A 13,185-nucleotide genomic window follows, 5' to 3' on the forward strand; every position below is an offset into this window, starting at 1 on the left:
AGTCCCGGAGGCTCTGCCTCCTCTAACCGTAAGCCAGAGCCTCCTTCCGCGAGGCGAGGCAGAGCCTCGAAACCTACGTTCCCAGCCGGAGACTGGGAACGAGATTGAAGTAAAATAACAGGAAAAGAAGATGGTTCAATCATTACAAGTTTCGGATACTGTGACTACTTGGGTAGATGTGTGTTCTCTGGATGCGATCGCCCCTTATACTGGAGTTTGCGCTTTAGTTAAAGGCGAACAAGTGGCGATTTTCCGAGTGGGAAACGGGGATGAAGTTTATGCGCTTAGCAATTACGACCCGTTTAGCAAAGCTTTTGTTTTGTCGCGGGGAATTGTGGGCGATCGCAACGGCACTCTCAAAGTTGCTTCTCCCATTTACAAGCAAAACTTTAGTCTCACTACCGGGCAATGTCTGGATGATGAAACGGTAAAGATTCCTACTTTTGCGGTTCGGGTTGTAGCCGATCGCGTCCAAGTAGCTGTTAGTTAGATTCAGCGCCTTAATTGTTCGATCGCCATCCGCCACCACCTAACATTCCTGTGGGTGCTGGCGGATTTTGCGTTGGGGCCCTCCAGACTCAGTATTTTTCGTCTAAAATAGAGTCGATTGGTTCCAATACGGTTGAGTTAAGCTCGATCCCTCCTAGCCCCCCTTCTCAATGTGGGGACAAGAACTTACTCTTGCGTCCCCCAACAACCAGGGGGATTTAGGGGGAGCTCCGAGGAATAAATAGTTTTAAGTGAACCGTATTGCGATTGGTTCCATACTCCAGGCTCGCTCAAAAAAATCTCAACTAATATCGGATCTGATGCGAGGATTGTCAATGCAAACAAACTTCAGGGGCAGGGTATCGGTATGTTGTTAAAAAAACTTGTTTCCGAAAATAATCCCCAGACTGTAGCAGAGTTAATCCATGCCCAACTCAAAATCGGTCAACTGACTTGGGGCGAGCTCAACATACAAGTTTTCGGCCAGCACTGGCGGGACGAATCTTTGCACGAAGTCCTCAGAGAAATTGCAGCTAAGCTCGACAAAGAAACAGCGAGCCAAATTATAGAATATCTCACAGAGCAAAACGGTCAACAAGAAAAATTTATTAATTTGTTTTTAGCAGCGCAATGCCTGTTAAAAGTTAAAAATGATATTAATAAAAAAACGGCCAAAAAACTGTTAAACGCTTTAAAAAAGTTATCGCAATACGGTACGGGTTTTCTGATTCTTTATCAAAGCGCTCAAGAATTGCAGGAAACTTATCAAATTCGCAATCGATCGATCGCGGCGATCGCCCAAACTTGGAAAAACGACCCGCAAACCCTGCCCTGGCTGAAAATACTCGCTCACTCCACCGACTGTGGCGAAGTCCGAGCCACAGCAGTCGAAGCAATAGCCCGTGGTTGGCCAGACCAGCCAGAAATTTACCTGATGCTCAAAAACCTCGCCAAATCAGATCCAAGCTGGGCAGTGCGATCGACCTGTGTGCGAGAAATTGCTTGTGGTTGGCCAGACACCAGCGATACCTTGCCACTGCTGAGTGCCCTGGCTATGTCAGATCAAAGTCCCGCAGTTCGCACCGCAGCACTCGAACAATTGGCCTCTAATTGGCCCGATCGCACAGATACCTTACTGCTGCTGAGAACCGCCGCCGAATCCGACGAAAATTTGGGAGTGCGAGTCTGTGCGTGGCAAGAAATAGCCAGAGGTTGGCACAGCCTTTTAGGCACGGTTTCCCTGCTGAAAAATCTTGCCCAGACAGGAAGTTCTATCCTGCGAACCGTAGCGGTGCGGGAGTTGGCAGCGGGCTGGCCCGCCGCAGCCGACGTTTGCCTGCTGCTGAAAACCCTAGCCGAATCCGACAGCAGCAAAGAAGTGCGGACAGCAGCCTTAGAAGAATTGGCTTCGCACTGGCCCGACGAACCAGACATTTACCCGCTGCTGAAGACTAAAGCCGAGTCCGACGCGAGTTCTAGCGTCCGGCGCTCAGCAGTGCAAGCAATTGCCTCTGGCTGGCCCGGGAACCCCGAAACTCTGACTTTTTTGAAAAATATAGCATTGGGCGATCGCGACGCCGACCTGCGAGAAATAGCCCTACAACAGATAGCCGCAGGTTGGGCCGACCACCCAGAAACCCTGCCCCTGCTGCAAAAAATAGCTGATTCCGAGGATTACTGGACTGTGCGGCAAGTAGTAGTGGAGGCTGTCGCCACTGTGGCATCAGGCAGTCTCGAAGTCTTTGGCTGGTTGCAAAATCTCGCCGCGTCAGACAGACACCTCAACGTCCGAGAAACTGCGGTGGAAGAGATCGCAAAACGCTGGTCTCACCGGGGCGAGACGCTGCCTTTCCTCAAAAGCCGGGTCGAGTTGGAGCATGATGCTCACCTGCTGAGCGTGCTGATGCGATCGATCGTGCGGGGGTGGCCCGACGACCCGGAAACCTTGCCTTGGCTGAAAATTCAGCTCGATTCTGGGGAAGCGCTGGTGCGGCAAGCGGCGGTGCTTGAACTCGCTTACAACTGGCCAGACAATCCTGAAACTTGGATGCTGCTGGAGGCTCAAGCAGAGGGTGATGAGAGTCCGGCTGTCAGGCAAATCGCTTTGCAAAAGTTAGCCCGCGGGCGAACAAATCAGTCTCAAACTTTCGAGTGGCTCAAAAGTAGATCTCAAAAGGATGAAGATTCGCAGGTGCGGGCGATCGCCCTGGTAGAGTTAATGCGGGGATGGAAAGACGAGCCGGGAATGTTTGAGTTTTTGCGCGATCGAACTTTGAGCGATCCTGAAAATCAAAACGGTTCTTTTCCTTACAATCCCAGATTTACAGCACTCGAAGCGATTATCGAACATTATCCCGAAAATCCGGGAGTTGTGCCGTTATTGCGATCGCTTGCAGTTTCCGACGCAGAAGAGCAAGTGCGGGCCTTAGCGAGTCGCCGGCTACGCAGCCAAGACTGGTAAGTGGAAAAAATCCTTTAGACACCTCGGAAAATTCATCATGCCTGCTCTTCTTTCTGGAGTTTGAGGAGGCTCCAACTTTAGACGTTTAGGAATAACTTGTCTTCGTTGTACTCTTAACATTCTTTGAGTATATCATTCGGGCGCAGCCGGAAGAGATATTAACAGTTAACACTGGGACTAACTCAAACGAGTGACACTCAAATGAGTGACACTCGAAAAAGTGACTGTGCATCCACAAATTCCACCAGTTATACCTGAAATATCAAACACCAAAACTTAAATGTTGAGAGGAAGCACATTATGTACACCGAAGAAAGAAGCTTGAACAATGAAACTATGGCTCTCGTCGCCGATACTACTGCTCAATCAACTCTGGCATTTGCTGAAACCACGGGAGTAAACAAACCCACTTTACAAATGGGTTCAACAGGTCAAGCTGTCAAGGAACTACAACAGCTTCTATATCATTGGGGTTATTATTTTGGCCCGATTGACGGTATCTTCGGTGTCCAAGTTCAAAACGCGGTCAAAGGCTATCAACACCGCGTCTTTTTAAAAGAAGATGGGATTGTCGGCCCTATCACTTGGGAAGCACTATACTCTGGTGCACCTGTGAATATGCCAGTAGTCATGAAGGGCAGTTCTGGTAATGCTGTTAAAATTGTTCAGAATGTCTTGAAAATCAATGGATACTATTTCGGATTCATTGACGGCTTCTTCGGGCCGATGACAGATGTAGCCGTGCGACAATTGCAACTGAGCAAGGCTTTACCGCAAGATGGAATTGTCGGCTATAGAACTTGGCACGCCCTCAGCAAGTTACCGCACTAATAACTGATTGGATTCATATCAATTCCGGTTGCACTCCTCATGATTGTTGACTGTTGACTGTTTAGTCGGGAGCCAAAAACTCAATGGTTGAGTGTTAACTGTTGACTCGATTTTCTTATTCCGAGGCAACCGGAAACCATATGATGACGTTGGTTATTGGTATTTTGATGCTGTATGAGTTTGTTTCATTTATCTTGACAACTTAAGCAATATCTAAAGGAGTAAATGTGATGGGTACTAAATTCAAGAGAAGAATTCTCTCAATTGATGGTGGCGGTATCCGGGGTATTATTCCTGCGATCGTTCTCAACTACATTGAAGAGCGCACAGGAAAACGCATAGCAACAATGTTTGATTTTATTGCCGGCACTTCAACAGGAGGAATTTTAGCACTGGGTTTAACTAGAAAGAACTCAGACTCTAGCATCAATTGTGAGCCAGAGTATACCGCTGCCGAACTTGTAAATTTCTATCGCAAATATGGAAAAAAGATTTTTAATGAGTATGTTCCACTGGATTTTGATGATTTGTTACAACCCAAGCACAACCCAAAAGGTAGGCAACAAGTTTTAAAGGAGCTTTTAGGTGAAGCTAAGGTTGAAGAGGCATTACGAGAAATTTTCATCCCCAGCTATGATATCGAACTGAGAGCACCAGTTTTTTTTACAAGCAATCCGGACGCAGAGGAATGCGACAGTATTCATAGCCGCAAAGTATGTAGCGGATTCAAAATGTGGGAGGCAGCAATGGCAACTTCTGCGGCACCGACATTCTTTCCACCCTACAAACTCGAAACGGGACATACTACCGATGAGGGATATTACGCTTTGGTAGACGGTGGAGTTTTTGCAAATAATCCTGCCTCACTTGCAATGATGGAGGCGATGATTTCTTACAAGAACAAGACTCGTGAAGAACTACACCGTAAGGATACACTTGTTGTTTCTTTGGGTACGGGATCTGTAACCAGGAGGTATAAGTATAAAGATGCAAAAAATTGGGGACAAATCAAATGGGCACTTCCCTTACTTAACGTTGTTTTAGATGGTAACAGCGAATCTGTTGCATTTCAGCTTCAGCAGCTAATGGTGAGTAAAGGAGACAAAGAAAATAACCGAAACTACTATCGTTTTCAACTTCAATTGAGTAGCGATAATGGTCAAGACCAAATGGACAACGCAAGTCCCAGTAATATTGAACACCTTGAGGAGCGAGGTGAAAAACTGATTGAACACAGTAAGAAAGATTTGAATGAGTTGTGTAACCTTTTGAAGGAGGAAACTGAACTATATCCTAATCAACCGGACAGTTAAATCAAGATATGGTTGGAGGATTTTTAATGGGGGTAAGACTTTGTGTGTATTCATTCCCACAAAAGGGCATCCCAAACCGCACCGCTTCCCCCATTACCTAACACCGATCGCACTCCGAAACCGTTTTCTCCCACGTAAGTAACTCTTCCCGAAAAAGTTGGTATTGCTTGGCCTGCTGCACGAGGCTTGCAGTTTCCGACGCTAACGAGCAAGTCCGGGCCTTAGCGGGCTGCAGGCTGCACAGCCAAGATTGGTAAACAAAAACCATACCCCAGTTTCTCCAACAGTCCTCGACGCAAAGCCTCTGGACAAGCCCGTGAAATGTAGCGACAATCCCCCGTGGTTGCCCCGTCTGTGGTGATGTTGCGTCCAGGATTGTCCAAGAAACCGGGGTTCAAGAAATTTCCCAACAGTTTTTAATTATGTCTCACGAACTTCCGGGGTAATTCCTTCAGGTTTTGCTGTTTCAGTCAGAATTGCCAAAATTTGGTCAGGAGTTAGGTTTGGATTCGCCTGAAGCATGAGAGCAATTACACCCGCAACATAGGGGGCAGCCTGAGACGTTCCCTGCTTGAAGTCATAACCTACGTTTCCCGGCTTAATCGGAATTGTAGATAAGACTTCATGACCGGGAGCAACCACAAAATTTGTTGGTATCGAACCAGCAGGATTGGAAAATGTTGTCACCTGTTTGGCTGGAAAACTTGTTACTGCTCCGACAGCTATTCCCAAATTATCGAAAGCATAAAATGCTGGAAAACCTGGTTCGCTAGGGTTGAGTTTATCCCTCTCATTTCCCGCTGACATTACCACAAAAACTCCGCGTTGCTTGGCATATTCTAGGGCTTGTCGTACTTCCGGAGCAGCAACCAGTCGGCCCAAACTCATGTTAATAACATCTGCGCCATTATTAACCGCATAGCGAATGCCATCAGCGATATCTTTATCTTTCCCACCTTTGCTGCCCAACACCCTAATCGGCATAATCTGAGCATCATAAGCGACCCCATTCATTTCTAAGGTATTATTGGGAGAATTGATGTCAATTCCATTTCTTTTCGCCCCAATAATTCCTGCTACGTGAGTTCCGTGATCCTGTTCCGGATCTCTTAAATCTGGGGAGGGATTGGCATCGCCATCCACAAAATCCCACCCATTTACATCATCACCAACTCCGTTGAGATCGTCATCAATACCATTCCCCGGAATTTCTTTAGGATTCCGCCAGATATTGCTCTGTAAATCGGGATGACTCAAGTCAACGCCACTATCCAGTACCGCAACCACAACACCTTTACCCGTGTATCCTGCTTTCCAGGCTGGGGCAACATCGATCAGGTTTAAGTCTCCTATGTTATTTTTTACCGCTGCACTGGTGAGCGGGTTAGCAGCATCCAACTGTTTACCAGTGGCCGCCGCAACTGCCGCTGCTGCATCCACCAGTCCGTAGCCAAACAAGCTGTTGAACTTATCTGTTGTAGGTGCAGCTAAGATGCTGAGATTGTAGAGTGTGCTGCCTACAAAAGGGTTGACTCCGAGATAATAAGTACCTGCTGATAAACCCATAAAGAAAATTTCCTCTGGATTGTTGCCTTGCTGTTGAGGAACGCCAAGAATTTCACCAAAATCAACCTTGTTGTTATTGTTGACATCCTGAAACAGCACTAAATCCGCATCTGTACCTGGAGACATTCCCCGCAAGTTGACTTGAAGGTTGCTGGGTTGCGGGAGATCGAATTTGTAGAGTTGTGCAGGTTGGTTTTCATTAACAAAGCCGTCCCCCGAACCCTTGACTCCGTTGCTGAATGTGCCCAGAGAAGTAAGTTGATTCAGCAAAACCTGAATTGGCTTGAAAGTTATATTCAGGTTGTAGCTGGTGTTAGCTCCCCGTACACCTTGTCGAACTAAGACAGAGTATGTACTTGGTAAAGAAAAGCGACTTATCATTACTTCTGGCTCAATTCCCAAATTCTGGGAGGCAGAGATTTCATCTCGACTCAGGCTACCATCGCCATTAATATCCCTCCCAAACCATAAATCAGCGTCCGCACTCAAACCGCTGAGTTCTAATATGATACTACTGGGTGTGTCAGTGGTGAAAGTGTAAATATCTTGGATGTCGTTTTCATCTACGAAGCCATTCAGGCTAATTGAATTTTTCAGAGTACCGAGGTCTGTTATTCCTACTGCTGCTGCTTTTCGTTCGGTTTGGGGTACAAAAGAGTCATTGCCACTACCACCAATTAGCGTGTTTCCACCCAAATTGCTAACCGAACTGTCTTGGCCATCAGAACCTGTAAGTATGTCGCTGCCTTGACTACTGTGCAGCGAGTCTGTTCCTTGACCTCCAACGAGGGTATTGTTCCCAAAGTTGCCAGAGATGAAGTCATCAAAATTCCCGCCCAATAGGGCATCGTTACCGCTACCTCCTAACAGGAAATTCTGACCGCCACCGCGATCGAGCAATTCTGGAGAGACCGAACCAATCACAATATCATTACCTTCTAAAGCCCGCAGTCCTCTGGTGAAGGGGTTTAAAAGTCCTGGGGTTAGCCTGAAGTAATCAGAATTGGGAGTTAGATCGAAAAAGTTAGCGTCACTGCTGGAACTATTCATAACAAGATGCTCCTGGTCAGATTAACAAATGTATTTTAATAAGGAAAAAAAAATGATCGTGAAATTGCAACGTTTTTTAACAATACAGGACTTACGCAATTGGCACACTAAAATTTAAGTTTACGGTGCGTCAGGTAAATTGCTCGAACGGTTATTGAGGGTTTCGATATCTGAGGCACCTTACTAATTATGACAATCGCCTCAGTCCTGCAATTCTTCAAGAAGATTATGTTCCTCTTCCTGACTCGATCGAGCTTGCGATCGCCAGCCTGGTGATTTCGGGACTAGGGAATATTTTGTCAATACAACAGAATGTATAGGAGCTAACACAAACGCGTTGCTTAATCAAGGTATCAAAAAAATCAGTTAAAAATCCCGAAGCTTGGTATGTAATGGTTGATACGAGTTGCATATTTAGCCTTTCATACCGTAAATCAGCAAGTCCCAGAAACCGTGCGAACATCTCCTGTACCGATCGCACATATCGATTTATTCTGATAAAAAGCCGATCGCATACCGCACCGCTTCCCCCATCATCGAACCGCGAACACGAGCGGACGCCGTTTTCTCCCACGTGAGCAACTGTTCCCGAAATACCGGGTCTTGCTTGGCCCGCTGCACGATCGCCTGACTGATGACTTTCTTTTGAATCTGCTCCGTCGGGATACCTTGCTGCTTCAAATAATCCAACAGCCGCTGCACGCTGTCGGAAAATTTATCCGGCGTCTGAGACATCAAAATAAACGAAATTTGGCGGACCATCCGCTGGTAGATTTCCTGTCTTCTGAGCAACGCCTCCTTGGGACTCGGCTCCGCATTGTTACTAGGAAAAGCCAAGTCGAGCAAAGTCAAAATTTCAGCGCCCTTGGCTAAAACCTTTTCCAACATATCTGGATAAAGCTCCAAAATGCGATCGCCCAAAATCTTGCCGTTCACCAAACGGTTCGCGCTCAACCGCAGTAAATTTTGTTCTCCCGCAGACTCAAAAAATTGAACATTCAATTTGAGTTCGCGGCTTTCCAACTCCACGCGACGCAGCGTAAAAACCAAAGCCTCCCAATTAGGAGCTTCCTCAAAAAACACCTTGACAATAGAACTGTCCTCTTGATGCTGCCGCCCCAATTCCCCCGACTCAAAATCGCGATCGACCGGAAAGCGATTTGCCGCAACTTTCGCAGTATAATCAAACTGAGTAAAAACATAGCTGCAGTCAACTCTCGACAGATCGACATCTTGAACTTGCCAATTTTGAATGCAGCAACCCGTAAGCTGCGCCCCCTCCAAATTCGTCCGAATAAAACGGCACTCAATCAAACAAGCTTCTCTTAAATCCGCCTCACCCAACATCGCATCCATCAAATAAGCGCCACTCAAATCAGCTTTCCGCAAATCAGCACTTCGCAAATTAGCTTCGCTCAAATCAGCCCGCAGCAAATACACTCCTTGCAGGTTAGCTCGCAGCAAAAGTGCCTTCTTAAAACTCGCTTTCAATAAATAAGAACCCGCAAGATTAGCTCGACTCAAATCAGCGTTATCCAGCACCGCCTCAGTCAAATCCGCCCCGGCCAGCACAGCTCGGTGCAAGTCAGCACCCGTCAGATTTGCCGATCGCATTTGAGCGCCATTCAAGTCAGATTCAATCAAATTTACACCGATTAAAATTGCCGATCGCAAATTCGCTTCCACTAAATGCGCTTCCCGCAAATTAGCACCCGTTAAATTAGCACCAACAAGACTGGCGCGGTTGAGATTCGCCTCCATCAATTCCGCCGCCATCAACTTCGCGCCGTCGAGTTTAGCCCCGGCAAAATTAATCTGGTCAGATTTAACTCCCTGAAGATTAGCACCGCCCAAATCTGCTTCGGGGAACGCGGCCCAATTGAGTTCTGCTGCTTTCAAACAAGCAAGGCGCAAATCCGCTTTAGCAAGATTTGCCCCGCTCAAATTTGCCCCGCTCAGATTCGCCCCAGCCAGCCCCGCACTGCGGAGATCCGCGCGTCGCAAACAAGCCCCTATCAACTTGGCATTGCTCAAAAAAGACCAGCTTAAATTAGCGCCGGTCAAGTTAGCACCAGTGAGGTCTATTTCTCGCAGGTTAACACCGCTTAAACTAGCGCCGCTGAGGTCAATGTGACCAAAGTTGCGCTCTCCCTGTTGATAGCGCTGTAAAAATTCTTGTGTTTGCATTCCGCAGATTTGGGGGCTAGCAATTGAGCTGTTTTAGGACGCGCTGGTCAATCGATTTTAGATTTTAGATTTTAGATTTTAGATTAAAGAATTGAAGCATTGACCCCACCGATAAATTCGGGGGGGAAGTTTCTCGGATACAGATTTTTTATTTCTGGACGGATGAATCCGGGGGCTTGTATCTTGGATGCTTACGGTCAATAAATTTAACTGTAAGGTAAGGACGAAACACCAGCGGGCTAGGCACGGGGACACTACTCCTACTACTTACTGCAATAACTCATGTCCTCCGGGTGATCCGTGGGTACTTTACCCCTATAGATGGCAGGTCAAAGGATTTGGTGCGTCAGTTCTATTTCTACTACCAGTTTTACAGACTTTTGTAACTTCAAGTAGCAGAGTTCATATCTGATAAGCTGCCCAGCCGGAGAGTGTTTTTACCTAAAGCGCTGCAATTCTTGCTGCAAGTGTTTTCCCCATTTAGTCGCTAGAGGAATTTCTGTAAAAGGAACCTGCACCGCAGCAGCATCTTTCAACAAAAATTCGAGGGCGATTGGACTTCCAGAACTCGGGGGCGAGTCTAAATCCACTGCCTGAGAGTTGACTAACAACCGCAGCGACTGCACGTCTTTTAAAGAAAAAGTTTGCAAATTCACAGGCCCGCTGCGAGTAGGTTTTCCCCAAGTTAAACTGTCTTCTTGCTGACCGAGTACAGCATAAATATCGTACTTGGCTTTAGCGAATTGTTCTGCCCAGACGCGATACGCTTCCAGCTTTTGATACTCGTTCCATCCAGCCCAAGCCAGCCCAATAAAAATTGCCAGCAGCGGCAGCCACATTAAACCTCTTTCCATGCAATACCCTTGTTGAAAATAGTCCAGGTTTTGTTTGTCATCTTCTCTAATGATACAATTAATTGAACTCCTAAAACTTGCTCTGCAATTTCAACTAGAAATTAGAGCCATTTATGAGCGAGCAACAGCCACCGCCGAAAACTACCAAACCCCCGCGTGCGAGATCCCCACAAGTCGCAGCAAGGAAAACTGGCACTGGCGGTGAAAATTGGGTTATTGTGGTGAACACGCCTTCCCTAAACGGACGATCGGCCATGAAAAAGTTTTTCCTTCTGTGCTTATTTTTAATCGGGCTCGGCTGGGCGATTTCTAATTTCCCAGGACTTGCTACTCAAGGCACTTACGACTCGATTGTGCTTGATTTCCGCGAAGATTTGGGTGCTGCTGAGATTGCGAAAGAAGTAAATGCGATCGCCCAACAGTACCAAATCGCACCGCAACTCAACAGCGAATTCTCAGCGGCCGACAATGTATATGTAGTTAAGGGCGATCGCACTTTGCTAAACGCCCTGAGAAAATCAAATTTGGCTAAAGATACCGAATACATTGAACCGAACTACGTCTACAGCGCTTTCGAGATTCCCAACGACCCCATGTATACCAAGCAGTGGAATCTCCGCAGCATCAATGTAGAATCTGCCTGGAACGAAACCAAAGGCAGCGGCACAACAGTAGCGATAATTGACACGGGTATTAGTCCAGTCGCTGACTTAAAAGAAACCAAATTTGTACCGGGCTACGACTTTGTAAACGATCGCGCCGAGGCCTACGATGACAACGGCCACGGTACTCACGTCGCAGGTACTGTCGCCCAATCAACTAACAACAATTACGGCGTCGCGGGCATTGCCTACGAAGCAGCTTTAATGCCGCTAAAAGTGTTAGGCGGCAGCGGTGGTGGCACGGTTTCTGACATCGCCGAAGCAATTAAATTTGCTGCTGACAACGGCGCAGATGTCATCAACATGAGTTTAGGCGGCGGTGGCGAAAGTCAGTTAATGGAAGAGGCGATCGACTACGCCCACTCTAAAGGCGTTGTCATCATCGCAGCCGCCGGCAACTCCGGCGACAGTTCCGCTTCCTATCCCGCCCGCTATCCCCACGTCATCGGCGTTTCCGCCCTCGGCCCCGACGACGAAAAAGCCTCTTACTCCAATTTCGGCGCAGGGGTTGACATTGCAGCCCCCGGCGGTTCTGAAATGGGCAAAATCCTGCAAAGTACGATCGACCCGGAAACCGGCGCCGAAGTCTTTGAAGGCTACCAAGGCACTAGCATGGCTTCTCCCCACGTTGCAGCCGTTGCAGCCCTTGTCAAGACTTCCGGCATCACAGAACCAGACGCAATTCGCAGCGTACTCTTGCAGTCCTCGCGAACTGTCACTGAAGATCCCTTAAACCATTTTGGTTCAGGACACCTAGACGCAGCCGCAGCAGTTCAGCTAGCCCAGCGCGGACAAATCAACTTCCGCGATTTCTTCCGCTGGCTGCGCGATAACGGCTATCTCAACCCCCGCTTTTGGATTGACGGCGGTGCAGTCGCCCTGTTGCCTAAAATTGCAATGGTGCTCGGTTCTTACCTGCTGGCTTTCTTGATGCGGAATTATTTCCCCTTCGCCTGGACTTGGGGCTTTTCCGGTGGCTTGATTGCTGGTAGTTCAGGGTTCTTTTTCCTGCGGAACTTGTTTGTATTTGACTTGCCGCAGTGGCCGATGCGGGTGATGGGCAGTTCTATTCCTGAACTCGGCGGTGCAATTAATGGCAGCAGTATGCTGAATCCCTTTTTTGCTAGCGTTTTGATTCCTGGGATTTTGATTGCTTTGCTGTTGGGACATCAACAGTGGAAGTGGATCGCGATCGCAATTTCGATCGGCTTTGCTAGCAGTTTAGCAGTGAATGCTTTTGTGTCTCCCACAGTCTGGGGATTGGGCACAGGTTTGGTATCACAAACATTTTTGATTGTCAATGCTTTTCTGTGTTTCGGACTGGCGCGTTTAGCAATTAAAACAGAGGTGCGATCGGCATGAGTATTACTGTCAAAGGTGAAATTGAACGCAAAGGATTAGGCCCGGGAACTTGGGCTTTGGTTGGCCAAGATGGGGAAACTTACGAACTTAAGGATGCTCCTTCTGACTTGAAAAAAGCTGGTTTGAAAGTCAGTGTTAAAGGTGAAGTCCGCAAGGATGTGATGACTTTTGCTATGATCGGCCCGGTGCTTGAGGTGCAGTCTTTTGACGTGTTGTAGGTCGATCGACTAATCCAGCTTTCGAGCAAAAAAAACCCCGGCCAAAATTGGCTGGGGTTTATTAGACCTCTTGCGAAAGTGCGCTCGTTCTAGGTAAAATAAAATAAAAAATTAGATTAATAAGATGAATTACGAACAATTACAAAAGTTGAACCCTGCAGACTTTAAACGGTACTGTGGAGTACATCAAGA

11 protein-coding genes are annotated in these 13,185 nt (G+C 47.3%); 6 read left to right on the forward strand and 5 right to left on the reverse strand.

The window, feature by feature from the left end; genetic code table 11:
• Nucleotides 1-130: 130 nt before the first annotated feature.
• The 4 genes from nirD (at nucleotide 131) to QUA83_RS08295 (ending at nucleotide 5,094) form a co-directional block, all read left to right on the forward strand.
• Nucleotides 131-490, forward strand: a complete 360-nt coding sequence (gene nirD, locus QUA83_RS08280) for a nitrite reductase small subunit NirD (protein WP_333057424.1) — start codon at nucleotides 131-133, stop codon at nucleotides 488-490.
• A gap of 366 nt (nucleotides 491-856) precedes the next feature.
• Nucleotides 857-2,950, forward strand: coding sequence for a HEAT repeat domain-containing protein (locus tag QUA83_RS08285; RefSeq protein WP_333292505.1), 2,094 nt, complete (start codon nucleotides 857-859; stop codon nucleotides 2,948-2,950).
• A 300-nt stretch (nucleotides 2,951-3,250) separates the two neighbouring features.
• A complete protein-coding gene (locus QUA83_RS08290; RefSeq protein WP_333292506.1) occupies nucleotides 3,251-3,781 on the forward strand; it encodes a peptidoglycan-binding protein in 531 nt (176 codons plus the stop codon).
• 230 nt (nucleotides 3,782-4,011) lie between these two features.
• Entirely contained in the window at nucleotides 4,012-5,094 is a 1,083-nt protein-coding gene (locus QUA83_RS08295) for a patatin-like phospholipase family protein (protein WP_333292507.1), read from the forward strand.
• A 50-nt stretch (nucleotides 5,095-5,144) separates the two neighbouring features.
• Here QUA83_RS08295 and QUA83_RS08300 read toward each other — a convergent pair whose 3' ends face one another.
• The 5 genes from QUA83_RS08300 to QUA83_RS08320 all read right to left on the reverse strand — a co-directional run bounded on the left by QUA83_RS08300 (nucleotide 5,145) and on the right by QUA83_RS08320 (nucleotide 10,751).
• Nucleotides 5,145-5,306, reverse strand: coding sequence for a hypothetical protein (locus tag QUA83_RS08300; protein ID WP_333292508.1), 162 nt, complete (start codon nucleotides 5,304-5,306; stop codon nucleotides 5,145-5,147).
• Nucleotides 5,307-5,315: 9 nt separating this feature from the next.
• Entirely contained in the window at nucleotides 5,316-5,492 is a 177-nt protein-coding gene (locus tag QUA83_RS08305) for a hypothetical protein (protein WP_333292509.1), read from the reverse strand.
• A gap of 22 nt (nucleotides 5,493-5,514) precedes the next feature.
• Complete coding sequence (locus QUA83_RS08310; protein ID WP_333292510.1) at nucleotides 5,515-7,710, reverse strand: S8 family serine peptidase; 2,196 nt, start codon at nucleotides 7,708-7,710, stop codon at nucleotides 5,515-5,517.
• Nucleotides 7,711-8,199: 489 nt separating this feature from the next.
• Entirely contained in the window at nucleotides 8,200-9,897 is a 1,698-nt protein-coding gene (locus tag QUA83_RS08315; RefSeq protein ID WP_333292511.1) for a pentapeptide repeat-containing protein, read from the reverse strand.
• A gap of 437 nt (nucleotides 9,898-10,334) precedes the next feature.
• Nucleotides 10,335-10,751: a hypothetical protein gene (locus tag QUA83_RS08320; RefSeq protein ID WP_333292512.1), complete on the reverse strand. Its 417-nt coding sequence runs from the start codon at nucleotides 10,749-10,751 to the stop codon at nucleotides 10,335-10,337.
• 254 nt (nucleotides 10,752-11,005) lie between these two features.
• Here QUA83_RS08320 and QUA83_RS08325 point away from each other — a divergent pair, with 254 nt between their 5' ends.
• Both QUA83_RS08325 and QUA83_RS08330 read left to right on the forward strand, forming a co-directional pair.
• Entirely contained in the window at nucleotides 11,006-12,775 is a 1,770-nt protein-coding gene (locus QUA83_RS08325) for a S8 family peptidase (RefSeq protein ID WP_333292515.1), read from the forward strand.
• Entirely contained in the window at nucleotides 12,772-12,993 is a 222-nt protein-coding gene (locus QUA83_RS08330; RefSeq protein ID WP_333107641.1) for a hypothetical protein, read from the forward strand. The genes QUA83_RS08325 and QUA83_RS08330 overlap by 4 nt, the downstream gene beginning before the upstream one ends.
• Nucleotides 12,994-13,185: the final 192 nt, after the last annotated feature.

Source organism: Microcoleus sp. K1-B1, from assembly GCF_036704705.1.
In the GTDB taxonomy this organism is placed as follows: domain Bacteria; phylum Cyanobacteriota; class Cyanobacteriia; order Cyanobacteriales; family Microcoleaceae; genus Microcoleus.

Coding starts and splice junctions, on each gene's coding strand:
- nirD (WP_333057424.1), top strand. CDS start 131: ATGGTTCAATCATTACAAGTTTCGGATACTGTGACTACTTGGGTAGAT.
- QUA83_RS08285 (WP_333292505.1), top strand. CDS start 857: ATGTTGTTAAAAAAACTTGTTTCCGAAAATAATCCCCAGACTGTAGCA.
- QUA83_RS08290 (WP_333292506.1), top strand. CDS start 3,251: ATGTACACCGAAGAAAGAAGCTTGAACAATGAAACTATGGCTCTCGTC.
- QUA83_RS08295 (WP_333292507.1), top strand. CDS start 4,012: ATGGGTACTAAATTCAAGAGAAGAATTCTCTCAATTGATGGTGGCGGT.
- QUA83_RS08310 (WP_333292510.1), bottom strand. CDS start 7,710: ATGAATAGTTCCAGCAGTGACGCTAACTTTTTCGATCTAACTCCCAAT.
- QUA83_RS08315 (WP_333292511.1), bottom strand. CDS start 9,897: ATGCAAACACAAGAATTTTTACAGCGCTATCAACAGGGAGAGCGCAAC.
- QUA83_RS08320 (WP_333292512.1), bottom strand. CDS start 10,751: ATGGAAAGAGGTTTAATGTGGCTGCCGCTGCTGGCAATTTTTATTGGG.
- QUA83_RS08325 (WP_333292515.1), top strand. CDS start 11,006: ATGAAAAAGTTTTTCCTTCTGTGCTTATTTTTAATCGGGCTCGGCTGG.
- QUA83_RS08330 (WP_333107641.1), top strand. CDS start 12,772: ATGAGTATTACTGTCAAAGGTGAAATTGAACGCAAAGGATTAGGCCCG.